The sequence below is a fragment of the Antrihabitans stalagmiti genome (assembly GCF_016482825.1).
GTDB lineage: Bacteria > Actinomycetota > Actinomycetes > Mycobacteriales > Mycobacteriaceae > Antrihabitans > Antrihabitans stalagmiti.
On sequence record NZ_JAEMNV010000008.1, the window covers coordinates 39,882 to 65,575 of the forward strand.

At 63.5% G+C, this 25,694-nt stretch carries 22 protein-coding genes and 1 pseudogene; 11 read left to right on the top strand and 12 right to left on the bottom strand.

Features of this window, described 5'->3' with window-relative positions:
• The first annotated feature begins 197 nt into the window (after positions 1-197).
• Positions 198-3,098, top strand: coding sequence for an alpha/beta fold hydrolase (locus JGU71_RS22075; protein WP_199706622.1), 2,901 nt, complete (start codon positions 198-200; stop codon positions 3,096-3,098).
• Complete coding sequence (locus JGU71_RS22080) at positions 3,095-3,967, top strand: ABC transporter permease (protein WP_199706624.1); 873 nt, start codon at positions 3,095-3,097, stop codon at positions 3,965-3,967. The genes JGU71_RS22075 and JGU71_RS22080 overlap by 4 nt, the downstream gene beginning before the upstream one ends.
• A gap of 15 nt (positions 3,968-3,982) precedes the next feature.
• On the opposite strand, the gene uvrB is transcribed toward JGU71_RS22080, so the two are convergent.
• Positions 3,983-6,142, bottom strand: coding sequence for an excinuclease ABC subunit UvrB (uvrB, locus tag JGU71_RS22085; protein ID WP_199706626.1), 2,160 nt, complete (start codon positions 6,140-6,142; stop codon positions 3,983-3,985).
• 252 nt (positions 6,143-6,394) lie between these two features.
• Between uvrB and JGU71_RS22090 the strand changes: the two genes are divergently transcribed.
• Both JGU71_RS22090 and JGU71_RS22095 read left to right on the top strand, forming a co-directional pair.
• Positions 6,395-7,309: a patatin-like phospholipase family protein gene (locus tag JGU71_RS22090; RefSeq protein WP_199706628.1), complete on the top strand. Its 915-nt coding sequence runs from the start codon at positions 6,395-6,397 to the stop codon at positions 7,307-7,309.
• A gap of 53 nt (positions 7,310-7,362) precedes the next feature.
• Positions 7,363-7,911, top strand: a complete 549-nt coding sequence (locus JGU71_RS22095; protein ID WP_199706630.1) for a ribonuclease FAU-1 family protein — start codon at positions 7,363-7,365, stop codon at positions 7,909-7,911.
• Positions 7,912-7,920: 9 nt separating this feature from the next.
• Here the strand turns inward: JGU71_RS22095 and JGU71_RS22100 are convergent, their stop codons facing one another.
• Both JGU71_RS22100 and coaE read right to left on the bottom strand, forming a co-directional pair.
• Positions 7,921-8,718: a crotonase/enoyl-CoA hydratase family protein gene (locus JGU71_RS22100; RefSeq protein ID WP_199706632.1), complete on the bottom strand. Its 798-nt coding sequence runs from the start codon at positions 8,716-8,718 to the stop codon at positions 7,921-7,923.
• Positions 8,719-8,752: 34 nt separating this feature from the next.
• The gene (gene coaE / locus JGU71_RS22105; RefSeq protein WP_199706634.1) at positions 8,753-9,970 is read right to left on the bottom strand and encodes a dephospho-CoA kinase; all 1,218 of its coding nucleotides are present in this window, start codon (positions 9,968-9,970) and stop codon (positions 8,753-8,755) included.
• 120 nt (positions 9,971-10,090) lie between these two features.
• Here coaE and JGU71_RS22110 point away from each other — a divergent pair, with 120 nt between their 5' ends.
• Positions 10,091-10,303, top strand: coding sequence for a hypothetical protein (locus JGU71_RS22110; RefSeq protein ID WP_199706636.1), 213 nt, complete (start codon positions 10,091-10,093; stop codon positions 10,301-10,303).
• 182 nt (positions 10,304-10,485) lie between these two features.
• Here the strand turns inward: JGU71_RS22110 and rpsA are convergent, their stop codons facing one another.
• A complete protein-coding gene (rpsA, locus tag JGU71_RS22115; protein WP_199706638.1) occupies positions 10,486-11,973 on the bottom strand; it encodes a 30S ribosomal protein S1 in 1,488 nt (495 codons plus the stop codon).
• A 175-nt stretch (positions 11,974-12,148) separates the two neighbouring features.
• On the opposite strand from rpsA, the gene JGU71_RS22120 reads away from it, so the two are divergent.
• Positions 12,149-13,009: a class I SAM-dependent methyltransferase gene (locus JGU71_RS22120; protein WP_199706640.1), complete on the top strand. Its 861-nt coding sequence runs from the start codon at positions 12,149-12,151 to the stop codon at positions 13,007-13,009.
• Positions 13,010-13,053: 44 nt separating this feature from the next.
• Here JGU71_RS22120 and JGU71_RS22125 read toward each other — a convergent pair whose 3' ends face one another.
• Entirely contained in the window at positions 13,054-13,206 is a 153-nt protein-coding gene (locus tag JGU71_RS22125) for a type II toxin-antitoxin system antitoxin (protein ID WP_199706642.1), read from the bottom strand.
• A 9-nt stretch (positions 13,207-13,215) separates the two neighbouring features.
• A complete protein-coding gene (locus JGU71_RS22130) occupies positions 13,216-14,067 on the bottom strand; it encodes an SPFH domain-containing protein (RefSeq protein ID WP_199706645.1) in 852 nt (283 codons plus the stop codon).
• A 97-nt stretch (positions 14,068-14,164) separates the two neighbouring features.
• Here JGU71_RS22130 and JGU71_RS22135 point away from each other — a divergent pair.
• Positions 14,165-14,425 (top strand): annotated as a pseudogene (locus tag JGU71_RS22135) (TetR/AcrR family transcriptional regulator); the annotation flags it as partial.
• A 9-nt stretch (positions 14,426-14,434) separates the two neighbouring features.
• On the opposite strand, the gene JGU71_RS22140 reads toward JGU71_RS22135, so the two are convergent.
• The 4 genes from JGU71_RS22140 to JGU71_RS22155 form a co-directional block, all read right to left on the bottom strand.
• The gene (locus tag JGU71_RS22140; RefSeq protein ID WP_307829767.1) at positions 14,435-15,196 is read right to left on the bottom strand and encodes an amino acid ABC transporter ATP-binding protein; all 762 of its coding nucleotides are present in this window, start codon (positions 15,194-15,196) and stop codon (positions 14,435-14,437) included.
• Positions 15,193-16,143 carry an amino acid ABC transporter permease gene (locus JGU71_RS22145; RefSeq protein WP_199706647.1) on the bottom strand — a complete coding sequence of 317 codons (951 nt, stop codon included), beginning with the start codon at positions 16,141-16,143 and terminating at the stop codon, positions 15,193-15,195. The genes JGU71_RS22140 and JGU71_RS22145 overlap by 4 nt, the downstream gene beginning before the upstream one ends.
• 62 nt (positions 16,144-16,205) lie before the next feature.
• Positions 16,206-17,069: an ABC transporter substrate-binding protein gene (locus JGU71_RS22150; protein WP_199706649.1), complete on the bottom strand. Its 864-nt coding sequence runs from the start codon at positions 17,067-17,069 to the stop codon at positions 16,206-16,208.
• Between the two features lie 197 nt (positions 17,070-17,266).
• The gene (locus JGU71_RS22155) at positions 17,267-18,355 is read right to left on the bottom strand and encodes an isocitrate/isopropylmalate dehydrogenase family protein (RefSeq protein WP_199706920.1); all 1,089 of its coding nucleotides are present in this window, start codon (positions 18,353-18,355) and stop codon (positions 17,267-17,269) included.
• Between the two features lie 122 nt (positions 18,356-18,477).
• On the opposite strand from JGU71_RS22155, the gene JGU71_RS22160 reads away from it, so the two are divergent.
• The 4 genes from JGU71_RS22160 (at position 18,478) to JGU71_RS22175 (ending at position 20,692) form a co-directional block, all read left to right on the top strand.
• Positions 18,478-19,269 carry a transglutaminase-like domain-containing protein gene (locus tag JGU71_RS22160; RefSeq protein WP_199706921.1) on the top strand — a complete coding sequence of 264 codons (792 nt, stop codon included), beginning with the start codon at positions 18,478-18,480 and terminating at the stop codon, positions 19,267-19,269.
• Positions 19,270-19,279: 10 nt separating this feature from the next.
• Positions 19,280-19,798: a 2'-5' RNA ligase family protein gene (locus tag JGU71_RS22165; protein ID WP_199706651.1), complete on the top strand. Its 519-nt coding sequence runs from the start codon at positions 19,280-19,282 to the stop codon at positions 19,796-19,798.
• Between the two features lie 60 nt (positions 19,799-19,858).
• Positions 19,859-20,230 carry a thioredoxin gene (trxA, locus tag JGU71_RS22170; protein ID WP_199706653.1) on the top strand — a complete coding sequence of 124 codons (372 nt, stop codon included), beginning with the start codon at positions 19,859-19,861 and terminating at the stop codon, positions 20,228-20,230.
• A gap of 105 nt (positions 20,231-20,335) precedes the next feature.
• Entirely contained in the window at positions 20,336-20,692 is a 357-nt protein-coding gene (locus tag JGU71_RS22175) for a YciI family protein (protein WP_199706655.1), read from the top strand.
• A gap of 60 nt (positions 20,693-20,752) precedes the next feature.
• Here the strand turns inward: JGU71_RS22175 and polA are convergent, their stop codons facing one another.
• Together polA and JGU71_RS22185 are read right to left on the bottom strand one after the other, a co-directional pair.
• Positions 20,753-23,497 (bottom strand): DNA polymerase I, encoded by a 2,745-nt coding sequence (polA, locus tag JGU71_RS22180; RefSeq protein WP_307829768.1) that lies wholly within the window; start codon positions 23,495-23,497, stop codon positions 20,753-20,755.
• Positions 23,498-23,551: 54 nt separating this feature from the next.
• Entirely contained in the window at positions 23,552-25,663 is a 2,112-nt protein-coding gene (locus JGU71_RS22185) for a bifunctional serine/threonine-protein kinase/ABC transporter substrate-binding protein (RefSeq protein WP_199706657.1), read from the bottom strand.
• Positions 25,664-25,694 lie beyond the last annotated feature (31 nt).

A 25,694-nucleotide genomic window follows, 5' to 3' on the forward strand; every position in this document is an offset into this window, starting at 1 on the left:
GCTGAACCACTCCAACCGCTTCGCTGACCCTAGCCTCCAAAAGCGCGTGTGAGGCGAATTTGGGTCAGAACACACATTCCGGCGATTCAGTGATCAGCCGGGGGATCAGCCGAGGACCAGCCCCTGCCACCGCAAGCGAGACAGAGACGATGCATCCGGCAGCGGCACACTTCGCAAACCTCGCATAGATTGGATTTATGCGTATTCCGAGGCCTGACACGCCGGGCCGTCGGTCGTTCCTCCGCGCCGCGGCCATTGTCGCTGCAATCGTGGTCGTTCTCGGCCTTGTCATGTTCGTGTTCGACCGCGACGATCAGGTCGACATCGCGACGGAGGACGTGACGCTGACCATGCCTGCTGGCCCTGGCGAAACTACGACCGTCGCTATCGATGCGCGGCTGCATCTCCCCGAAAAGACGCCTGCCCCAGCGGTTCTCCTCGCGCACGGGTTCGGCGGCAACAAGGATTCGGTGGCGGGCCAAGCCCGCAGACTTGCCCGCGACGGCTTCGTCGTTCTCGCCTACAGCGCGCGCGGTTTCGGCGAGAGCACCGGGGCCATATCGATCAACGATCCCGACCGCGAGGTGGCCGACGCACGAGCCATGGTCAGCTGGCTCGGGGAGCGGACCGACGTGCAACTCGATGCACCCGGCGATCCGCGCGTCGGTGTCGCAGGCGGATCCTATGGCGGCGCTTTGGCTTTGATGCTCGGCGGAACCGATCCCCGCATCGACACAATTGCGGCCTCGATCACGTGGAACGACCTCGGTGTTGCGTTGTTCCCCAACTACGCTGCGCCGCTTCCGAATCCGGATCAGCCCGACCCAGCGACACCGACAGCACCCGACTACGCAGCGCCCGGCGTGCTCAAACGCGCGTGGGCCGGAGTGTTTTTCGGCGTCGGCGCCACCGCGCTCGGTCAGGATGCTTCGCCCGGGCTGTCCGGTGATATCTGCGGCAAGTTCTCCGAGGTCGTGTGTCAGGCCTACGCGCAGTCTGCGGTGACAGGAACGCCAACGCCCGAACTCCTTGCGCTGCTTCGATCGCACTCCCCCGCCGCATACAACGACAAGATCACTGCGCCGACGCTGATCGTCCAAGGCGAACGCGACACGCTCTTTCCACTCGACCAGGCCGATGCGAACGCACGGCAGATCGCGGCAACGGGAACTCCGGTCGAAGTCACGTGGTTCAACGGTGGCCACGACGGCGACGCGAATCGGGCCGACTACCCGATGCGGAGTTTCCTACTCGCCAATCTGCGTGACAACAACGACAACGCCGACAGCAGCGACTCCGACACCCCACGATTCAGCTTCCAGCTGCCCGGAACACCCAACGAGCAGGGCGAGATCCCGAGCCGCAGGATGAGCGCCCCCGAGTACCCGGGGATCGGCAACTCCGAGCCTGCACGCCGCACTACGCTGCGGCTGTATTCCGACCTCGACGCACCGCAGACGATCGTGCGCCCGCCCGGCGCATCGCCTGCCGCGGTGTCCAGCGTCCCCGGGGTCGGTTCGGTGCTCTCGTCGGCTCTGTCGATCGCTGGTCTCGACGCCATCGGCCGTGATCCGGCAGGTCAGGCGGCAACGTTCCGGACCGATGCGTTCGACGAACCACTGACGATCGCGGGGTCGGCGACGATCGACCTTCGTGTACATTCCTTTGCCGCACCGGGCGATTCGGTCTTGTTCGCGAAGCTGTACGACGTGAGCGCCGACGACCGGCGGGTGCTGCCCGGCGGCGCAGTCGGGGCGGTGCGGCTTCCGGACTCGCCCGACGGCAGTCCGGTGGATGTTCGGGTCACCCTGCCGGGCATCGCATTTCAGGTCCCCGAGGGCCATCACATCGAAATCGTCATCGGCACAACGGATCAGGCCTACGCGGTGCCACTGGAGCCTGCGGTGTTCAGTGTGTCTCTGCTGGACGCGCAGTTGAGTGTGCCGACGATTTCGGGAATGGCCACCTCACGCTCCGTTCCGATCGAACCGCTCATCGGTATCGGGGTCATCGTCGTCGCACTCGGACTCCTCGTCGCTGCGGCCCTCGTCCGCTCGCGTAGGCGCGGCACCGCGGATGCAGACGAAGATCTCGCCGACATTCCACTCGTGGTCAGTGGGCTGCGTAAGACCTACGCCAACGGTTTCCGCGCCGTGGACGGTGTGTCGTTCAGAGTGGAACCCGGCCAGGTTCTCGGCCTCCTCGGGCCCAACGGCGCAGGCAAGACGACGACACTGCGTATGGCGATGGGACTGATCAAGCCCGACGACGGTGAGATTCGTGTGTTCGGCCACAAGGTGACCGCAGGTGCGCCGGTGCTGTCACGGATCGGGTCGTTCGTCGAGGGTCCGGGCCTGCTCCCCCACCTTTCGGGAGCAGAAAATCTCCGCCTGTTCTGGCTCTCTACCGGCCGCGCGTTGGAAGACGCGCACCTCGACGAGGTCGTCGCCATCGCCGACCTCGGCGCAGCGATCGACCGAAAGGTTCGCTCGTACTCGCAAGGTATGCGGCAGCGGCTCGCCATCGCGCAGGCCATGCTCGGCCTACCCGACCTACTGCTGCTCGACGAACCGACCAACGGCCTCGACCCGCCGCAGATCAGGACGATGCGCGACGTACTGATCTCCTACGCGCGGCGCGGGCGAACGGTCCTCGTGTCGAGTCACCTGCTCTCCGAGGTGGAACAGACCTGTACCCATGTGGTCGTCATGAACCAGGGCAAGGTGATCAGCGCAGGTTCGGTTCGTGAGCTGGTGGCAGCGGGCGGTCCGACCGAAATTCGGGTCGACGATTCGGCCCGCGCGGCCGCAGCTTTGTCCGGCGTCGCCGGACTCGGTCGGATCATCGCAACCGATGGTGACAACCCACGGCTGCGGATCGATCTCGGCTCGGCTGCACCTGCCGACGTCGTCGCTACCTTGGTCGATGCCGGCGTCGCGGTCAGCGGTGTCGCGTCGTCTACGAAGTTGGAGGACGTGTTCCTTGCGCTGGTGCACGATCCACGAGCTGCTGGGCCCGATCTCGACGAGGACGTGCCGGACGGCAGGAATTCACAGAACAGCGCACCACAGAGCAATGGAAAGGACCCGGCGGAATGACCGAATCTGCAACAACGTCCGCCGACCATCCCGATGGTCGCGCTCCGGGTTTTCGGCCGAGCGCAACGCTGTCGGTCCGTACCGAGTTCGAACGACAGCTACGCCGGCGCAGAACCCAGGTCGCGATCGGGTTTCTGGCCCTGTTGCCAGGCATCCTCGCCGCGGCGTTTGCCATCGGTGGTGCCGAAGCCGATTCGGGTGCAGGCCTGATCGAGCTCGCCACACGTGGTGGTGTGAACTTCACGGTCTTCTGCCTGCTGATGTCGGTCGGCTTCCTGCTGATCGTGGTCGTTGCGCTGTTTTTCGGCGACTCCGTTGCGAGCGAGGCGTCGTGGTCGAGCTTGCGGTATCTGCTGACAATTCCGGTGCCGCGGTCACGATTGCTGCTGCAGAAGGCCGTCGTATCGGTGTTGCTCTCGCTCATTGCGATCGTGGTGCTCGTTGTCGTCGCGCTTGCCCTCGGCACCCTGCTCTACGGCGCGGACCCGTTGGCGAACCCGTTCGGCGATTCGTTGCCGTACCAAACAGCAGTGTTGCGGCTGTTCGTTGCATTGGGCTACATCGCCATCAATCTGACCTGGATCGCCGGTTTGGCGCTACTGCTGTCGGTGCTGACCGACGCACCACTCGGTGCGGTCGGCGGCACGGTCATGGTGTCGATCCTCGTTCAGATTCTCGACCAGATCACCGCGCTCGGGGACCTGCGGCGGCTCCTACCCGGCCACTTCTCGTATGCCTGGACCCGTGCGTTGTCACCGACGATCGACTGGTACGACATGACGATCGGAGCATTCTCCGCGCTCGCCTACGCATCGATCTTCGGCGTCCTTGCCTGGATACGCTTCTCCGGCAAGGACATCACCAGCTAGGACCTTCGGACCCAGCTACTTCACTCCGGCAGCATCCATTCCGCGTAGTTCCTTCTTCAGGTCGTGAATTTCGTCGCGTAGTCGACCCGCCAACTCGAACTGCAGTTCTCGTGCGGCGTTCATCATCTGATCGGTCAGCGACTTGATCAGGTCGGCCAGTTCGGCGCGCGGCATCGACTTCACATCCTGGCCTTCGTAAACACCCGCGCTGACTGCACGCCCAGGCTCGCCTTGTGCACGCCGACCTCGGCTTGCGTTGCGTCCGGAACCACCGATCGCAACGTCGGTGTCGTCGGCCTCTTCGTAAACCTGGTCGAGGATGTCGGCGATCTTCTTTCGCAGTGGCTGCGGATCGACTCCCATCTCGGTGTTGTAGGCGACCTGCTTCTCGCGTCGGCGTTCGGTCTCTTCGATCGCCATCGCCATCGAGTCGGTGATCTTGTCCGCGTACATATGGACCTCACCACTCACGTTGCGGGCGGCGCGGCCGATCGTCTGGATGAGGCTGGTGCTGCTGCGAAGGAAGCCCTCTTTGTCGGCGTCCAGGATCGCAACCAAGGACACCTCGGGAAGGTCGAGACCTTCTCGAAGCAGGTTGATACCGACCAGAACGTCGTACTCGCCGAGTCGCAGTTGCCGCAGCAGTTCGACGCGTCGCAACGTGTCGATCTCCGAGTGCAGGTATCGGACTCGTATGCCGAGCTGCAGCAGGTAGTCGGTCAGATCCTCCGACATCTTTTTCGTCAGTGTGGTCACCAGAACGCGCTCGTCTTTCTCGGCGCGCTCTCGGATCGAATGAACGAGGTCGTCGATCTGACCCTTGGTCGGCTTCACCACGATCTTCGGATCGACCAGACCTGTCGGGCGGATCACCTGCTCGACGAACTCGCCGCCGGCCTGACCGAGCTCGTACTTGCCCGGCGTCGCCGAGAGATACACAGCCTGCCCGATTCGGTCGGCGAACTCCTCCCACGTCAACGGCCGATTGTCGACCGCGGACGGCAGCCGGAACCCGAACTCGACCAGGTTCCGCTTACGCGACATGTCACCCTCGTACATGCCACCGATCTGCGGGACTGTCACGTGTGATTCGTCGATGACGAGAAGGAAGTCTTCCGGGAAGTAGTCGATCAGTGTCGCCGGTGCTGTGCCTGCAGCGCGGCCGTCGATGTGGCGCGAATAGTTCTCGATGCCGGAGCAGAATCCGACTTGGCGAATCATCTCGAGGTCGTACTGGGTACGCATCCGCAGACGTTGCGCTTCGAGGAGCTTGCCCTGCTTTTCGAGTTCCGCGAGGCGGCCTTCCAGCTCGGATTCGATGTCGCGAACCGCGCGTTCCATCCGCTCCGGACCTGCGACGTAGTGCGTCGCGGGAAAAATTCGCAGCATGTCGACCTGCCGGACAACATCACCGGTGAGGGGATGCAGGTAGTACAGCGCCTCGATCTCGTCGCCGAAGAATTCGATACGAACGGCCAGCTCTTCGTAGGACGGAATGATCTCGACGGTGTCGCCGCGGACTCGGAACGAGCCACGTACGAACGACAGGTCGTTTCGGGTGTATTGCACGTCGACGAGCAGGCGCAGCAGGTCGTCACGGTTCACCTCGGCACCGACTTCGAGCTGGACGGACCGGTCGAGGTAGGACTGGGGGGTGCCGAGGCCGTAGATGCAGGACACCGAGGCGACCACGACGACGTCACGACGAGAGAGCAAGCTGGACGTTGCGGAGTGCCGCAACCGCTCGACGTCGTCGTTGACGGAGCTGTCCTTCTCGATGTAAGTGTCGGTCTGGGCGATGTACGCCTCGGGCTGGTAGTAGTCGTAGTAGGACACGAAGTACTCGACAGCGTTGTGCGGCAACATCTCTCGCAACTCGTTGGCCAGCTGCGCTGCGAGCGTCTTGTTCGGAGCCATCACGAGTGTCGGCCGTTGCAACTTCTCGATCAACCACGCCGTCGTCGCGGACTTACCGGTGCCTGTCGCACCGAGCAGGACAACGTCCTTCTCCCCCGCGTTGATCCGGCGTTCGAGGTCGGCAATGGCGGCCGGCTGATCACCGGCAGGCTTGTGTTCGCTGACAACCTCGAAGCGACCTTCGGTGCGTTCGATCAGCTCGCCGACCGGACGATGCTCCGAGTGGGCGAGGAGGTGCTTTTCTGTTGGAAACGCCATTGCACAAGCCTATGCCGACCCACCGACACGTACCGCTCGGCTGCCGCAGCGACCGTGCTGACCTGCAAGTAAATCGATTGCACCATCGCGCCGCCCGGTGTTAGCGTTTCGGCGATCGTCGACCCGTCCCCAGGAGGTGACACCCATGAACGTTGTATCCACAGTGGGCGCTCCCCTACCGATCACGATCGCGCGACCGACGTAGTCGCCGCTGGGAGCGCCTGAGAACGCAATTCGTGAAAGGCGACTCCCATGAACTCAACACCCTCTGCACAGCCCGAAGCCCGCGAGCGAGCACTTGTCCTCGGTGGCGGCGGATCGACAGGCAATGCGTGGCTGATCGGCGTTGTCGCCGGCCTGTTCGATGCCGGACTCGACGTAACCACAGCCGACCTCACCATCGGGACATCAGCAGGCTCGACCGCCGCAGCCCAGTTTGCCGGCGCCTCCCCGACCGAACTGTTCGCCGCCATCCTTGCCGCCGCGCCTGAACAGAAGGCAGGTTCGGCGGCGTCCGACCGAAGCCGCGTTGCCAGCAGGCCGGTGGCCGACCACCTGGCACGAATCAGCGCCATCATCGCCTCCTCCGACGACATGGCCGACCTGCGCCGCAGAATGGGCGCGGCAGCACTCGACCTGGCTGCGGCGTCGGACGGCTCCTGGCAAAAACAATGGCGAGCCACTGTCGCCGCGCGACTACCAAGTCGACAGTGGCCGCAGCGAACGGTTCTCATCACGGCGGTCGATGCCCGGACCGGTGCACCGGCCGTGTTCGACCGCCACAGCGGAGTCGATCTGGCCGATGCGGTCGCCGCAAGCTGCGCAAGCAGGCTTCCCTACCGAGTCGGCGACATCCCGTACCTCGACGGCGGTTACCGTTCCAACGCCGAAAACGCTGACCTGGCAGCGGGTTACGCGCGGGTGCTAGTGCTGGCACCCTTCGGCGGACGTGCACTCACGCCGGTGGAATGGGGCAATCATCTCGCAACGCAGATCGACGAACTCCGTGCACACGGCAGCAGGGTCGAGACGATCAGCCCGGACGGCAGCGCCGAGCATATGTTCGGACCCAATGCGATGGACCTGACGCTGCGACCGCCCGCTGCCCGAACGGGATACGAGCAAGGCACGGCCCTCGCCGAGCCCCTCGCCGCATTCTGGCGCTGACGCCAGCTCACCAATCTCAGCCGGATTCCAGAGAAGCAGGTAACTTCCTATGGGTGGTCCACGTGCACAAACCGAAGGTCGAGTACTTCGATATCGAAGCGCGCACGAACACGGACCCGAAAGGTTTCGTCCGCGAGGTCGAGCAGTACCGCGTCGAACCGTGGGGCCTGTACATGGCCCGCACTGCAGACCACCATGCCTTCCACTACCTGGAATCGTGGCTGATCCCGACGCTCGGGTTGCGGGCGACGATCTTCCACTACTACCCGGAGCATCGCCGCGACCAGAACTTCTACGTCGACCTCGGCGAATTCACTATCGGGCCAACCGTCTGGAAGTCGGTCGACCACTATCTCGACCTCGTTGTCAGGTCCGGCCGCGACGTCGAACTACTCGACCTCGACGAACTTCTCGAAGCACGGACCGCAGGATTGATCACGACAGAGGAAGCACACAAAGCCATCGAGCAGGCCTTCGTCGCAGTCGACGGTATGGCCAGCCACGATCATCGACTCGAGCCGTGGTTGGAATCGCGTGGCATCGCACTCACCTGGTCGACCGAGGTGCCCGCCCCGCCACGCTCACCCGCAACGAAAGGCTAGACCGAAGTCCTAGACCGACCTGGCGATCCACTTCGGGATCTCTTTGGCCTTGCCTGCAGCGCGCGCGATTTTGTGGTTCTTGCCGAGAATCAGCCGCAATTGCAGCTGACTTTCGGTCCAGAATGCCGACCGCGGCGACGAGGTCCACGTGTCGTGGAACAGCCGCTTGGTGTACGCGACGGAATCCGGCGAGCGTGTGGCAATCTGGTCGGCGAGCGCTTTCGCGGCCGCGAGCGGATCGGCGCTGACCTCGGTGACCAGTCCGAGTTCCTTCGCCTTGACGCCGTCGAACACCTCGGCGGTCATGGTGAGCCGTTTCGCAACGTCGATCGGAACGAGTTCGCGCAGTGTCACCGACCCGGTCATGTCGGGGATCAGTCCCCACTTTGCTTCCATCACCGACAACTCGCAGTCGGGTGTCGTGAAACGGAAGTCTGCCGCGAGCGCCAACTGCAGTCCGCCGCCGAAGCAGTAGCCGTGCAGCACTGCCAGGACGGGCACGGGGAGCTCACGCCACGCCCAGCACGCCTTCTGGAACAGGTTGGTCGTCTGCACGGGCAGCTTCGCGAAACCGCGGACCTGAGCGATCTGGTCCTTGCCGACAGCCGCGAAATCGAGTCCGCTGCAGAAGGCCTTTCCATCACCCTGCAGGATGACCGCGCGGATAGAGCGATCCTTCGCGATCTGCTCGGGAACAGAGGTGAGGGCCTCGAACATCGGAAAGTCGAGGGAGTTCAGCTTGTCGGCGCGGTTCAGGGTGGCGTAGGCGATGCCGTCGACGACGTCGAGGCTGATGCGTTCTGACATGCGGGCAACATTATCCGAGCCCTGGATGCGCGACCTATCGGCGACCTTCCTGCGAGGCTGCCCACTCCATGGCGCGGTGGTAGGCCGTGTCGAACCACGGCTCTTTGACGGAAAGGTAGGCGTCGATTGCATCCGAGCGCTCGGTAAACGCGCTCGCCTTCGCTTCGGCATGTCGCTTGATCGCCGAATACTCGTCGCGAATGTCGGCATTTTCTCGTAGCCAATCACGGAATGCCAGAGCAAATTGCTGCCCGGGCCAGTTCGCGACTCGGATATGCAGACTCGCTGGGCGCTTCGGGTCGGCATTCCCGTGCAACCGCTTCTGCCAGATTCCCGGGTCTGCTTCACCGCCGACCCCGTAGGTCGGTTTCGGATTATCGGCAGTGATCCGAGAGTTTCGCGGGAAGCCCGCCTTTTCGAGCGGCTCGGCCAATTTGTCTGCTGTCGCGAGATCGGCAACGGTGATCTGCAGATCTATGACGTCTTTCGCGGCGAGTCCAGCGACCGCCGTCGAACCGATGTGATCGATGCGCATCGCGGATGCGCCACATGCCACGTGCAGGCGTCCGATCAACCGTTGCGCTTGCGCAGGCCATTCCGGATCAGCGGGGACCAACTTTACGACCGAGGTGGCCGACTGCCCATTCCGGATATTGCGCTCGAACGGAACGAGACGCTCGTCCCACAGCGCGTGAACCTGCGCGTCGATCGTTCCCGGCGGACCGCTGTTGTCGAGCCAGACATCGGCCGCCGCACGTCGCTGTTCGTCGGTGGCCTGCGCCGAAATCCGTGCGCGAGCGTCCTTCTCGGGAACACCGCGGTGTTCGACCAATCGGTGTACGCGTTCTTCTGCGTCGACGAATACCACGATGACCAGACTGAACAGCGGTCCAAGTCCGTTTTCGACGAGTAGCGGAATGTCTTGCACCAGAACAGCATCGGCGGGCGCGGCGGCTATCAGTTCGGCAGTTCGCTTGCCGACCAGTGGGTGCACGATCGAGTTGAGTTTGCCGCGCGCCTCGTCGCTGACGAATGCTTTGGCCGCCAACGCCGCTCGATCGAGGTTGCCGTCTGTTGCGAGGATGTCGTCGCCGAATGCAGCAACGAGTGCGGTTAGGCCTTCGGTTCCCGGTTCGACAACCTCCCGCGCAATCTTGTCGGAATCGACAATTACCGCTCCTCGACTCTCGAGTATTTTCGATACGGTCGATTTACCTGCTCCCATGCCTCCTGTGAGGCCAATTCTCAGCACGTTTCCAGTCTCTCATCCGACACGCTGTTGTTCACACGTCTCAAATGCCACAAGTTCAACAATTTGTCGGTTATGTTTCGTCGTGGCGTGCCAGGCCAACCTCTCTAACAAAGGAACATCATGGGAAGCAATCGACACCAGGCCGGTCGGCACCGCCTGGGCATGGCGAATGGGGTGCACTGCACTCTGATTCCCGCTGTTGCGACTGCACTCGAAGAGCACCGTCGCAATTGGTTCACCGCGCTTGTCAGCCCTGCCCGACACAGTTTCGCGGCGATGCGCAAGCGCACCGCAACTGCGTCGACCCATTGGGTGCCGGCAACCGCAAGCTGAGCACGACCCCTTTTCTACAAGTGGCCCAGTCCGATTCGGACTGGGCCATTGACTTTTTCCGGGCTGATTTCGGGCGGCGTCAGGGGTTCACCGACCCGTCCGACGGCGCTAGGGGACCCCTCACTCCACTGACACAAACAAAGAGGCCCGGTCCAATTGGACCGGGCCTCTTTGTTTGCTAACTACGCGTTGCCGGAGAGCTTCTCGCGAAGCGCTGCAAGCTGCGCGTCGCTGGCAAGCGATCCACCGGTGGACTCGGCCGGAGCCGCGCCTGCGGCAGCCGCTGGGCTACCACCCTCGGCGGAACCGGTCTCCGACGAATAGCCTGCCGCAGCGTTCGCGATCTCGTTGGCTTCGTCGGCGGCCATCTTCTCCATCTGAGCGGTGTGCATCTTGTGGCGACGCTCGGCCTCGGCGTAACGGCCTTCCCACTCTTCACGCTGCTTGTCGAAGCCTTCGATCCAGTCGTTGGTCTCGGAATCGAAGCCCTCGGGGAAGATGTAGTTGCCCGCTTCGTCGTAGCTGTCGGCCATGCCGTACTTCGACGGATCGAACTCTGCGTGGTAATCCTCGTTGGCCTGCTTGAGGCTCAGCGAGATACGACGACGCTCGAGGTCGATGTCGATGACCTTGACCATCGCGTCGTCTCCGACTGCGACGACCTGGTCCGGGACCTCCACGTGGCGCTCGGCCAGCTCGGAGATGTGGACCAAGCCCTCGATGCCCTCTTCGACCCGCACGAAGGCGCCGAACGGAACCAGCTTGGTGACCTTGCCCGGAACGATCTGGCCGATCGCGTGGGTGCGAGCGAACTGGCGCCACGGATCTTCCTGCGTTGCCTTGAGCGACAGCGAAACGCGCTCGCGGTCCAGGTCGACGTCGAGAACCTCGACGGTGACCTCGTTGCCGACCTCGACAACCTCGGACGGGTGATCGATGTGCTTCCACGACAGCTCGGAGACGTGCACCAGGCCGTCGACGCCACCGAGGTCCACGAAGGCACCGAAGTTGACGATCGAGGAGACGACGCCCTTGCGGACCTGTCCCTTCTGGAGCTGGTGCAGGAATTCGCTGCGAACCTCGGACTGTGTCTGCTCCAACCACGCACGGCGCGAAAGGACGACGTTGTTGCGGTTCTTGTCGAGCTCGATGATCTTGGCCTCGATCTCCTTGCCGACGTACGGCTGGAGGTCGCGGACACGACGCATCTCGACGAGCGATGCAGGCAGGAAGCCACGAAGACCGATGTCGAGGATGAGGCCGCCCTTGACGACCTCGATGACGGTGCCCTTGACGGCCTCGTCCTTTTCCTTGAGCTCTTCGATTGTGCCCCATGCGCGTTCGTACTGAGCGCGCTTCTTCGACAGGATCAGGCGGCCTTCTTTGTCCTCCTTGGTGAGGACGAGGGCTTCGATCTCATCGCCTACGGAGACGACCTCGTTGGGGTCGACGTCGTGCTTGATGGAGAGCTCGCGAGAAGGAATGACGCCTTCGGTCTTGTAACCGATATCGAGTAGAACCTCGTCACGATCGACCTTGACGATGGTGCCTTCGACGATGTCGCCATCGTTGAAGTATTTGATCGTCGCGTCGATTGCGGCGAGAAAGTCCTCAGCAGAGCCAATGTCATTGATGGCTACCTGCGGAGAGGTGACGGTGGATGAGGGCATGTGTTGAGTTGCTCCGGACGGGTTGTGGTCGGTTGATGGATGTTCGGTCGGTCACTCGCGAACTCGCACCGCACCGGTTTCGGCGCAGCGCAAAGACACTCGCGCAAAACAGGGTACGCGACCCGGGTAGAGCTGGGCAAACCGGGCGGCGCGCGTCGCACCTAGAGTGTTGCCCATGTCAGAACCAACGGTATCGGACCGACATGCCGAGGCAAATGCCCTGCTCGGAGCGGTCGGCGTGAGCCGCACCCGGATCGACTCGGCGACGAGCGAGCGCGCCAGCCGCGCCTGGTGGGACGCCGACGCCGGTGCCTATCACCAGACCCACGGCGAGTTTCTCGGCGTCGATTCCGCGGACGGTGAGTTCGTCTGGTGTCCGGAGGGGCTGCACGAAGGCGATATGCGTTTCCTCGGAGACGTCGCCGGCAAGGCGATCCTCGAAATCGGCTGCGGTTCTGCGCCGTGTTCGCGCTGGTTGGCGGCTCAGGGCGCCCGTCCGGTCGGTCTCGATCTGTCGATGGGGATGTTGAGCCGCGGGCTCGAATCGATGTCGGGGTCCGAACGGCGAGTGCCGCTCGTGCAGGCAGGTGCCGAGACACTCCCCTTCGCGGACGCGAGCTTCGACGCGGCGTGTTCGGCGTTCGGTGCCGTGCCGTTCGTCGCCGATTCCGCCCTGGTCATGAGGGAGGTCGCCCGAGTATTGCAGCCCGGCGGGCGCTGGGTGTTCTCCGTCAACCACCCGATGAGATGGATTTTCCCCGACGATCCCGGCGAGGCCGGGCTCACTGCGACCATCCCCTATTTCGATCGCAGCCCCTATGTGGAGGTCGACGAGGCCGGTAGAGCGACGTACGTCGAACATCATCGGACGGTCGGCGATCGGGTCCGCGAGATCGTCGCCGCCGGCCTGACCGTGGTCGACATCGTCGAACCCGAGTGGCCCGAGTGGCTCGACCGCGAGTGGGGGCAGTGGAGTCCATTGCGCGGTGCACTGTTTCCGGGGACCGCGATCTTCGTGTGCGACAAACCGGAATGAGGGGTTCCCTGCCGTCGTCCGACGGAGTCAGGAAACCCCTCGTCTCACTTTGCCGATCGGCCCGCTTGCTTCAACGCCATCCGCAACGCGAATTCGATCTGTGCGTTCACGCTGCGTAGGTCGTCGGACGCCCACTTGGCCATGGCGTCGTGGACTACAGGATCGAGCCGAAGGAGAATCTTCTTTCGCTCAGCCATGACAGCGGCTCAGCCATAGATCGTGCCGGTGTTGACGACCGGTTGCACGGCCCGATCACCGCACAGCACCACAAGCAGGTTGGAGACCATGGTCGCCTTGCGGTCCTCGTCGAGTTCGACGACACCCTGCTCGGCCAACCGCTCGATTGCGAGGCCGACCATCCCGACCGCACCTTCGACGATTCGGGTGCGTGCCGCGACGACCTGCGACGCCTGCTGGCGGACCAGCATCGATTGTGCGATCTCGGGCGCATAGGCGAGGTGCGTGATGCGCGCTTCGATGACTTCGACGCCTGCAAGAGCGGTGCGATCGCTCAGTTCGACGGTGAGTTCGGACGCGACCTCCGCGCCGTCCCGCAAGCTGGTGCGACCCTCCTCGTGCGAGTCGTACGGATGCGTCGTTGCAAGGTGCCTGACCGCCGCCTCGGACTGGATCGCGATGTACTCCTCGTAGTCGTCGACCGCGAATGCTGCTTTACCGCTGTCGATCACCTTGTAGACAACGACAGCCGCGATCTCGACGGGGTTGCCGTCGGCGTCGTTGACCTTGAGCTTCGCCGTCTCGAAGTTGCGGACCCGCAACGTGATTCGCTTCTTGGTCGACAGCGGGAGCACCCAGAGGAACCCCGCATCGTTGACCGATCCGACGTATCGACCGAAGAACTGGACGACCTTCGACTCGTTCGGGTTGATGACCGTGAAGCCGGTAGCCACGATTAGCAGCACGATTCCGAGAACGATCGCACCCGCTCCCGCTGCGGGATTCATTGTCGCCGCGGCAAGCCCACCTGCGACGGCGCCGACGACCAGAAGAACCAACAACACCAAGAACCCGTTTACTCGAAAAGCTTGTCGCTCCATTGCTTTGCCCTTTCTCGTGCTACCAAAGTGATATCACTATAGTAGCTCACGAATATCCGTCACGCACCACTTCCCGACGCGGTAGCGGTACACCGCGATGCGGGCAATCCTCGACGTGATCGTGGCAGTGCATCGCGATCGGCCCGCCCTGCACGCGCTTATGCATCGGCTCGCTCCACGGTCACCAGCCGACCTCGAGGCGCTACGCGCAATGGAGGAACACATCACCGGCGAGGTCGAATACCACCTGCGACGCACCGAGCGCGGTGGCGACGATCCGGCATTGACGGCGCAGACCGTTTGCCACGCCGTGGACGCGCACGTCCACCGGGTACTGACCCGGCACACTGTCGACGTCGACGACCGCTTAGAGCAGTTTCGACAAGAAGAGCTTGGTTCGGTCGTGCTGTGGATTGGCAAGCAGTTCACGGGGTTTGCCGGATTCGACCACGACGCCGCCGTCCATGAAGACAAGCTGATCGGCGACTTCGCGCGCGAAGCCCATCTCGTGGGTGACCACCACCATCGTCATACCTTCACGCGCAAGGTTCTTCATGACCGAAAGCACCTCGCCGACCAGCTCGGGGTCCAAGGCGGACGTCGGCTCGTCGAAGAGCATCAGCTTCGGATCCATTGCCAACGCTCGTGCGATGGCGACGCGCTGCTGCTGCCCACCGGAAAGCTGCGCCGGATATGCATTCGCCTTCTCGGACAGCCCGACCTGATCGAGCAGGTCCTTGGCACGCGTTACCGCGTCGGCCTTCTTGATGCCCTTCACCTGTGTCGGAGCCTCGACGATGTTCTCGAGGGCAGTCCGATGTGGGAACAGGTTGAAGTGCTGGAACACCATCCCGATGTCGCGGCGCTGCTTGGCAGCGGCCTTCGGCGGCATTTCGTACAGCTTGCCGTTCTTCTCGCGGTACCCGACAAGATCGCCGTCGACGTAGAGCCGACCCGCATTCACCTGCTCGAGGTGGTTGATGCAGCGCAGAAAGGTGGATTTCCCCGAGCCCGACGGGCCGACCAGGCACAACACCTGGCCGCGGTCTACCTCTAGCGTGATGCCTTTGAGCACCTTGAGCGCGCCGAAACTCTTGCAGACCTGTTCGGCCTTCACCATTGGAGTCATACCGGACCTCCGCCGCCCTTCGGCGCTCCGAGTCCCTGAGCTTTCGCCAGCGCCTCGAGCTGTTTCGTCGTGAGAGTGCGCGACGCGCCCTTCGAGTAGTACCGCTCCAGGTAGAACTGGCCGACCATCAGGATGCTCGTAATTGCCAGGTACCAGGTCATAGCCACCATCAGTAGTGGCACCGGCTGGAAGTTGGTTCCCGAGATGTCGCGTGCGACGCCGTACAGCTCGGTACTCAGTGGAACTGCTGTAACCAACGACGTGGTTTTGAGCATGCTGATGAGCTCGTTGCCCGTCGGCGGAATAATCACTCGCATCGCCTGCGGCAGCACGGTGCGACGGATGGTCTGCGACCACGACATACCAAGGGCTGTCGACGCTTCCGTCTGCCCCTCCCCGACCGAATTGATACCGGCCCGCACGATCTCCGCCATGTAGGCGGCCTCGTTGAGTCCGAGCCCGATCATCGCGAAGAGAAAAGCCGCACTGAGCGATTGGATGTCGAAGTGCACGAATTGCGGGCCGAACGGGATACCTAGATCGATCGTCTTGTACAGCGACGGGAACAGCCCCCAGAACACCAACTGCACATACACGGGAGTGCCGCGGAAGAACCACAGGTATACCCATGCCGCCGACCGCAGCACCGGGTTCGGCGACAGTCGCATCACCGCGAGTAGAACACCGAGGGCGATCGCGATGGCCATCGCGAGCACCGTCAGCTTGACGGTCACCCAGGCGGCGGCCGAAATGCGTTGGTCGAAAAGGTATTTCCCGTAGGTATCCCAGCCGTATGCGGCGTTTGTCGCCGCCCCGTAGACAAAGAGGGCGACCAGTATCAGTACGACTATCGCAGCGATCCAACGGCCGGGCCGGCGAAGCGGGATGGCCTTGATGGCCTCCGGCTCCGCCGACGCGCCGTCGACCACAGGCCGCGTTTCGGACACGTGACTCTCCTGTTGTGCGCTGTGCGGTCAGTGGTCTGTAAATCCGGCTCTCACGTGGTGAATCAGTTGACCGCGCCGTTGATCACCGATTTTTCGATCACACCTGCCTCGACGCCCCAGTTCTCGGCGATCTTCAGGTAGCTGCCATCGTCGATCAGGTGCTGCAGCGCCTTCTGGAGTACGCCGGCCATCGGAGAGCCCTTGGCGACCGGCCAACCGTACGGTGCCGAGTCGAAGAGTTCACCGGCCGGTTCGAGCTTGCCGTTGCTCTGCTTGATCGCGTACGCAGTTACCGGCGAATCGGCCGACATCGCGTCCACCTTGCCCAAGGCGAGTGCGCTGGCGGCGTCGTCCTGACGATCGAACTTCTGCTTGTCGATCGGCGGCTTGCCTTCGGCGACGCACTTCTCGCTCTTGGCCGGGATTTCATCGGTGTCCTCGACCGTGGTCGACTGGACCGCGACCTTCTTGCCGCACGCATTGTTCGGATCGATCGGCTTGCCGGTCTGCTGCGCCCACTGAATTCCTGCGCTGAAGTAGGTCGTGAAGTCGACCGTCTGCTCGCGCTCCTTGGAGTCGGTGAACGACGACATTCCCACGTCGTACGTTCCAGCCTGGATCGCGGGGATGATCTTGTCGAAGTCGGATTCGGCGTACTCCGGTGTCACGCCGAGCACCTTGCCGATGGCGTTCATCAGGTCGACGTCGAAACCGACGAGCTTGCCGCTGCCGTCCTTGAACTCGTTCGGCGCGTACGGAACGTTCACGCCGACAACCAACTTGCCCGAACTCTTCACCTTCTCTGGGAGTTCGGCCGCGATCGCGTCCACCTTCTCGACCTCGACGGTGGCGGTCTCGGAACCCGAACCCCCGCTGTCGCTGTTGTCCGCACAACCCGCGAGCACAAGGGCTGCGCCACTCGCCATCACACACACCGTGCGTGCGAAGCGACTACGGGCAAATACCGTCCGACCAGACACTGCTGCCTCCAGATGATTTCGACTTTCGGCACAGGTTAGACCCAACCGGGCGACTGTGCGACGTTATCGACTCGCGATCCGCGGACCGTAAAGCCGTCGGACGTTGCCGACCTGGACCGGAATAGGTCCGTCGGAAGTGGGATTCAGCGCTTACGAATTCTGGCGAGCACATGCTCAGTGAATTCACTCGTCGACGCGAGTCCACCAAGATCAGCTGTCGCGGTCCCTGCCTCGAACGTTGCGGCAACACCGTGCTCGATTCGATCCCCCGCATGGGTCAGAGTGGGATCGGATCGACGCTCCCCCAACCACCGCAACAACATCGCCGCAGACAGGAACAGGGCCGACGGATTGGCACGGTTTCGACCAGCGATGGTCGGCGCGGCACCGTGCGCAGCCTGTGCCATGGCTATGGTGTCCGAGCAATTGAGCGACGCCGCGGTGCCGAGCGACCCACCGAGTTCTGCTGCGAGATCGGACAGAATGTCGCCGAAAAGGTTTTCCGTGACCACAACGTCGAACTCCTCGCCGCGTCGAACCAGGTGCGCTGCCATTGCATCGACATGTTCGTCGTCGACGACGACGTCCGGATACTGCAGCCCGACCTCTGCGCACACGTCGCGAAACAGTCCCGTCGTCATCGGCAGAACGTTGGCCTTGTGCACGATCGTCACGTGCTTGCGCCTGGTTCGGGCGAGCCGAAAAGCCACGTGCGCGATACGTTCCGTCGCCTGACGGGTGATGACGCCGACCGAGAGTGCGACGTCGGGCGTCGGTTTGAATTCACCGGATCCAGCGAACATATTTCGGTCGGCGTAGAGACCCTCGCTGTTCTCCCTGACGATCACGACATCCATCCGCGGCGACATCGACCGCACCCCGGTGAACGCGCGAGCCGGACGGATGTTGGCGTACAGATCGAATCGCTTCCGGATCGCCCCACCCGGCGGCGGACCCACCCGATGTTCGGCCGGATAGGACGCACTGTCGTGCGGACCCATCACCCAACCATCGAGTCCCGTCAGCGCGTCGAAAGTAGATTCCGGCAGCGGCGAGGCATGGTCGGCGATCGCGGCGTTGCCCATCGGCAACGGTGTCCACACCACCCCCGGCGCACGCGCTGCAGCAAGGGCTTCCTCGACCACTCGCATTGTCTCGGTGACGATCTCGCGTCCGATTCCGTCGCCCTCGATCGATCCGAGGCGGAGTGCATTCGATTCCACGCTGCTCATCGGAACATCATCGCCTACGGTTGTGGTGTGCAGCGTCACGGTTTCGCCGAGTTCGAACTCGGGTAATTCTTCACGCACTCGCCTCCCCACTCGAACAGAGGATTTTTGTGCTCAAACGCGACATGTCCGCGCGCCTCGATATCTCGATCACCGCGCCGACGAGCCTGGAGTTCCAGATCGCGATCGCGCCGCATCCCGGTGCGACCGTAACCGAGAAGCTCGTCTTTCTGCTCGACGGCAAGCCCGTCGACGCAACCGAAGTCAGTGGCCCACACGGCAATCGCATCCATGTCTTCGACGCAGGGGTCGGCAGCCTCCAGGTCGAATACGACGCCACCGTGCTCGGCAACACCCATCCAGCGCCGATCACCAACTACGACAAGTCGCTGTACCTGCGCCCGAGCCGCTACGCGGAATCCGACAAGTTCTACGGTTTCGCCGCAACGGAATTCGGCGACTACGCCGATTCCGAGGAAGTGCTCGAGAAGATCTCCGCCTGGGTCGGCCGACGGCTGCAATATGTTCCGGGCAGCAGTGATCCGATCGACGGTGCCACCGACACTCTGCTCGCCGGGGCAGGCGTATGCCGCGACTACGCACACCTTGTCGTCGCGATGCTGCGGGCGGTCAACGTGCCAGCGCGGCTGGTTGCGGTATATGCGCCCGGCTGCGATCCGATGGACTTCCATGCCGTCGCCGAGGGATTCGTCGGTGGCAAGTGGCGCGTCGTCGACGCGACCTGCCTAGCACCGCGGTCGACCCTGATCCGTATCGCGACGGGCCGCGACGCTGCCGATACCGCGTTCCTCGACAACCACAACGGCGCCATCACGCTCAACAGCTCGACGGTCACTGCCGTCGTCGACGGTGAGCTTCCGATCGACGACATCACCGAGCTCGTGTCGCTGACCTAATCTTGATCGCGTGGTTCAGTCAGTGGAGTTGCTGCTCGACGAGGATGCCGAGGCAGCGGTAATTGCGCAATGGCAACTGCTCGTCGATGCAGGACTGCCCGCTCAGGGCGGTCACCATCGGCCGCACGTCACCGCGGCCGTCGCCTCCGAACTGTGGCCTTCCGTCGAGCAGCGACTCGAACGCGAACTCGATTTCGTTCCCATCCCGGTTCGGGTCGGCGCGATCGTGCTGTTTCGGGCACGAGTGTCGAGAGGGCCTGGTGCCGTGCTCGTCAGGCTCGTGGTTCCGTCTGCCCCGTTGCTCGCTCTGCATCGTCGGATCCACGACATCGTCGCGGAATGTCCTGGCACACAGGCGAACTTGGCACCCGACGAGTGGACACCGCACGTCACCCTGGCGCGTCGGCTACCTCGTGACCGTCTCGGGTCCGCGGTGGCGACGGTGCTCGACGAACCGGACATCATCGGGTACGTCGCAGGCATCCGCCGTTGGGACAGCGACAATCGCCTGAACTGGCAGATAGCGTGAGTTGGAAGAAACTCGGCAGCAAAAGCGTTCAAGTGATTGCAACCTAGCGAAAGGACCGCAGTGGCCACTCAGACCCTGACCCAAGAAAACTTCGACGAGACCGTGACCTCGAACGACATCGTCTTGGTCGACTTCTGGGCGTCGTGGTGCGGGCCGTGCCGCAGCTTCGCGCCGACCTTCGAGAAGTCTTCCGACGCACACCCCGACGTCCTGCACGGCAAGGTGGACACAGAGGCAGAGCAGGGCCTCGCCAGCGCCGCGAACATTCGGTCGATCCCGACGCTTATGGCTTTCCGCGAAGGCGTACTTGTCTTCGCTCAGCCAGGCGCACTCCCCGCACCAGCGCTCGAAGACCTCCTGACCCAGATCAAGGGCCTGGACATGGACGACGTCCGCCGCCAGATCGCCGATCAAGAAGCCGCCTCCAAGTAAGTTTCGGATACGTGTCGAAAACGGCCGAGGCCGTTCGACGCTGTTTGTGAAGACAGAAACTGTCCTTCGACACGAATCCGACGATTGGGGAACGACATGCGATACATGAGCTGGGTACACAGTGCAGGTGACTTCGGTCCGCCGCCACAGGCCTTGATGGATGCGATCGCCGAAGCGGGCGCGCGCGATGCGGCCAACGGAATTCTCCTCGACTCCGGTGGCATCGGAACCCTCGACGGCGGCGGAGCCAAGATCACGCTGACCGGCGGCTCGGTGCGGGTGCTCGACGGGCCCTACAGCGAGGCGAAAGAACTGGTCGGCGGCTACGCCATCCAGAATCTCGCGTCACGCGAAGAGGCAATCGCCAGCGCGAAATGGTTGCTCGAACTCCACAAAGAGCTGTGGCCCGAGTGGGAGGGCGAGATCGAGGTCCGCCAACTGTACGGAGCGGAAGACTTCTGAGCTCGAGCTGACATTCGGCCGGCACGCACCAGCGTGCCGGCCGTTTGTTGTGTGCGGCTGTCAGTGCGCCGCAGCGTCCCAACTGCGGCCGGTGCCGACCGACACATCGAGCGGAACATCGAGTGCGATGGCCGACGCCATCTTCTCGCGAACGATCGTTTCGAGTTGCTCACGTTCGGCGGCGACAACCTCGAACAACAATTCGTCGTGAATCTGCAACAACATCCGCGATTTGAGACCTGCTTCTCGAATAGCGGCCTGCACGTTGATCATTGCGACCTTGATGATGTCTGCCGCGGTCCCCTGGATCGGTGCGTTCAACGCTGCCCGCTCGGCAACTTCACGACGCTGCCGGTTGCTGCTGTCGAGGTCGGGCAGATACCGCCGCCGACCGAACAGCGTCGACGTGTAGCCGACCTTGCGTGCTTCGTCGACAGCGTCGCGCAGATAGTCGCGAACGCCGCCGAACCTGGAGAAGTACGTCTCCATCTGTTCTTTGGCTTCTTCGGTACTGATCTTCAGTTGTGCCGACAGTCCGTAGGCACTCAGACCGTACGCCAAGCCGTACGACATCGCCTTGACCCTGCGACGCAGTTCGGGGGTCACCTCGTCGATCGGCACTCCGAAGGCCTTGGACGCGACGAAAGTATGGAGGTCCTCCCCCGTGTTGAAGGCTTCGATCAAACCCTCGTCGCGGGATAGGTGGGCCATGATCCGCATCTCGATCTGGCTGTAGTCGGCCGTCATCAGCATGTCGAACCCCGGCCCGACGACGAAGCCGTCCCGGATCTGGCGACCCGTGTCGGTGCGGATCGGAATGTTCTGCAGGTTCGGCTCGACCGACGACAGTCGTCCTGTCGCGGCGATCGTCTGGTTGAACGTCGTGTGGATCCGGCCGTCGTCGGACACGGCCTTGAGCAGTCCGTCGACCGTCACCTTGAGCCTGGTCGCGTCGCGATGGGCAAGCAGGTGCTCGAGGAACGGATGCTGGGTCTTCTCGAACAGGCCTTCCAGTGCGTCCGCATCCGTGGTGTAGCCGGTTTTGGTGCGCTTGGTCTTCGGCATGTCGAGCTTCTCGAAGAGCACCGTCTGCAACTGCTTCGGCGACCCCAGGTTGATCTGCTCGCCGATCACCTCGTAGGCCTCGTTCGCCGCACGGGCAACCTCGTCGGCGAAGCGGCTCTGCAGATCGTGCAGGTGATCGAGATCCATTGCGATGCCGGCCGTTTCGAGGTCGGCAAGCACGGTGAGCAGCGGCAGTTCCATCTCGGTCAGCAACGCGGTCGACTCGATCGTTTCCAACTCGGTGTCGAATGCAGCCGCGAGGTCGACGATCGCCTGAGCGCGCAGGATCTCGGCTTCGGCCGCTGCGGTCACAACCTCGTCCTCGTCGTCGAGCAACGACAGCTGGCCCTGCTCCGACTTCTCGACTCGCAATTCGCGACGCAGGTAGCGCAACGACAGGTCGTCGAGTGCGAAGGTCCGCTGGCCGGGGCGAACCAGGTAGGCGGCCAGACCCGTGTCGGTCGTGAGGCCGCCGAGCACCCAGCCGCGCCCATGTAGGGCGTGCATCGCGGCCTTCGCCTCGTGCAGCGCCTTCGGCTGCGCCGCATCCTCGAGCCAACTACCAAGCGCCTGTTCGTCTTCCGGTGTCAGCGCAGTGACGTCGATGTAGCCACCCTCGCCGTCCGACGCTGCGATCGTGATAGAGGTGACGTCGCCGCCGTACGGCGTCGTCTTTCCCGCCACGGTGACGCCGTGCCGCTCGCCTGCCGAGGCGTGCGTGGCAAGCCATGTTGTGAGTTCGCCCGGCGCGATCGCGCCGCCGCTGATCTCGAAACCCTCGTCGGCCTCGGGCTCCGGCGAGGCGAGCGTTTCGAACAGACGGTCACGGAGGACGCGAAACTCGAGGTCGTCGAAGAGCTGATGAATCTTGGCGCGATCCCACGGACCGTGTTCGAGCTGGTCGGGGGTGTACGGCAACTCGACTGTCCGCAGCAACTCGGTGAGTTGGCGATTCATCAGCACGTGCGCCAGATTTGCGCGCAACGCGTCGCCGACCTTGCCACGCACCTCGTCGACGCGATCGACGAGAGTGTTGAGATCGCCGTACTCGCGGATCCACTTGGTGGCGGTCTTCTCCCCTACGCCGGGTATGCCGGGGAGGTTGTCACTCGGATCGCCGCGCAGCGCAGCGAAATCCGGGTACTGGCTCGGTGTGAGGCCGTACTTCGCCTCCACCTCCTGCGGTGTGAACCGAGTGAGCTCCGAGACGCCCTTACGCGGGTACAACACCGTGACGTTCTCGTTCACCAACTGAATGGCGTCGCGATCACCGGTGACGATTAGCACGCGATAGCCGAGCGGTACCGCCTGCGTCGTCAGCGTCGCGATGATGTCGTCGGCTTCGACCCCGGCCTGCGCCATGACGGGAATACCCAAGGCGCCCAATACCTCTTTGGTCAGGTCGACCTGACCCTTGAACTCGTCCGGCGGGCTGCTGCGGTTCGCCTTGTACTCCGGATAGGCCTCGGCACGGAAAGTCTGCCGCGACACGTCGAACGCTGCGGCGATATGCGTCGGTGCCTCGTCGCGCATGATGTTGATGAGCATCGCGGTGAACCCGTAGACAGCGTTGGTGGTCTGCCCGCTCTGGGTCTTGAAGTTCTCGGCAGGGAGCGCGAAGAAGGCCCGGAACGCCAACGAGTGCCCGTCGAGCAACATCAGGGTCGGCTGTTTTCCAGCCTCCGCTGCTGCCTTGTCGGTAGCGGACGGCTTGGCACGTTGATCGGTTGCGGGGCTCACGGCGTCGAGTCTAGGGAACGACTCCGACAGGTCTTTCGCACAGTCGACTCCGACTCACTTCCCAGCCCGATAGGCCCACACGCTCGGCGCAGCCAGTTCTCCCGATTCGAGCCACCGGTAGTCCCTCGCAATGCCCGAACCCGAATAGGCGCGCACGTAATTCCGCAGCGCAGCGCGGTCCACAGCACCGGAGTCGATACCCATCAGCATGATCGTCGCGATGTCGTAGGCCTCGACCGCCCACAGTCCTGGTTGTGTGCCGTGGGCGGCGCGATAGGCGGCAGCGAAATCGTCGGGCGCGGGCGCGCAGCCACACGTCGCGACGGTCTGCCCGTTCGTCTCCCTGTGGCTGTCGGCAAACTCGGGTCCGTACATGCCGTCGTCTCCTACGAGTACGACCGATGCGGCAATTCGCTTGCGCAGTTCGAGTGCGGTCGATTCGTCGGCGCTCAGGTAGACGGCGGCAGGCGCAGCCATATCGATGGCCTCGGCAACCGCGTCGAGCGAATCGATCTCGCCCGAGCAGTTCGGGTCTGCTTTTGCGCCGAGTACGGCTTGCACGTCGTCGGCTCGGACCCTACTGAGCTCGGCATCGGCATTGAGGACACATACCGATTCGAAGGTTCGCTCCAGATACCTCGCCGCGGCTTGGGTCAGCACCGAATTGTCCGCTGTCGCACGGAAGAACGACGTGAAGCCGCGATCGACGAGATTCGACTGACTTGCTGTCGGCGTCACGAATACCAACCCCGCCCGGTCCAGGACGGGTCCGAGGGAATCGACACCGGCGGACGCGGTCGGGCCGATCAACCCGATGATCGAGGGGTCGGCAGTGGTCGCCACAGCGGATCCACCGTCCACGGTCCGCAGTGCGACAACACAATCCGGATTGGCGGCGTTGTGTGCGTCGACCGCCAAGCCCGCTCCGTTGCGGACGGCCTCGGCCAGGCTCGGCGAATCCTGGTTACCGTCGACGGCCAAAGTGAGGTCGCTGCAGGTCGCTGCACCCGAGCCTGCGGGATCGGCTGCCATCGTGCTTGCGCGAGCAACCGGGCTACCGTCCGCGGCAATCTGGAAGTAGGCGTTCGTATCGTTTGCGACGGCGAACGCGGGCTGCCTCTGATTCGAGTCGTTGCCACCCGGCCACTTCCAGATCAGGACCGCACCGACGAGGACAGCTACGAGGGCAAGCGACACAGCGAGCAGGACGGGATACCGCGCGGACTGCGGTCGGTGCGGCGCAGGCTGCGCGACGAGACGCGCATCGGAAACAGGCTCGGCGAAAACCGGTTCCGCGTCGAAACGCATCGTCCGTCGCCCCGGAAACAACGACGACCGCAGCTGCGCGGCGAACTCGGCACAGGAATCGAACCGGTCGGAAGGCTTCTTCGACATCGCGCGTGCAACGACGGCGTCGACGCCCCGCGGCAACTGCGGCACAACGGATGTCACAGCAGGTGCAGTGCGGTGCAGGTGCGCGAACATCAGGGCTGCTGCGCTGTCGCCGTCGAACGGCGTTTGCCCGGTCAGCAATTCGTAGGCACTGCACGCCAGCGAGTACTGATCGGCCCGCCCGTCGAGTTGCAGCGCTTCCAGATGCTCCGGCGCTGCGTAGGCGAGCGTTGCTACGAGCCCGTTCGTCTTCGTCAGTCCGGAAGAATCGGCCGCTTTGGCAATCCCGAAGTCCGTCAACAGAACTCGCTCGGCAGGTCCGCCCGCCTCAGGAAGCTCGAGCAACATGTTCGCAGGCTTGACGTCTCGGTGCACCATCCCGAAACTGTGTGCGTGATCGAGCGCTGCCGCGATCTGCTCGACGATCTCGACCGCCTGCTCGGGGTCGAGACCGTGGCCAGCGGCGGCACGAAGCGCGTGGGCGGCGTCGGTACCGTCGATCAACTGCATTGCGATCCACAGGTGACCATCGGCTCGGCCCTGGTCGTAGATCGCCACGATGTTCGGGTGCGACAGCCGCGCGACAAGGATCGCCTCGTGGGTGAACCGACGCTGAAATTCGTCGTTCGCCGACAGCTCTTCGCTGAGCACCTTCAACGCAACCCGCCGCCGCAGCTGGACCTGCTGGGCGACGTACACGGTACCCATGCCGCCGGTGCCGACGACTCCTTCGACCGTGAATCCCGCGATCCGGCTACCCGGTTGCAACGGCAACTACGACCCCCTGAGCAGGAACCCCCTGAGC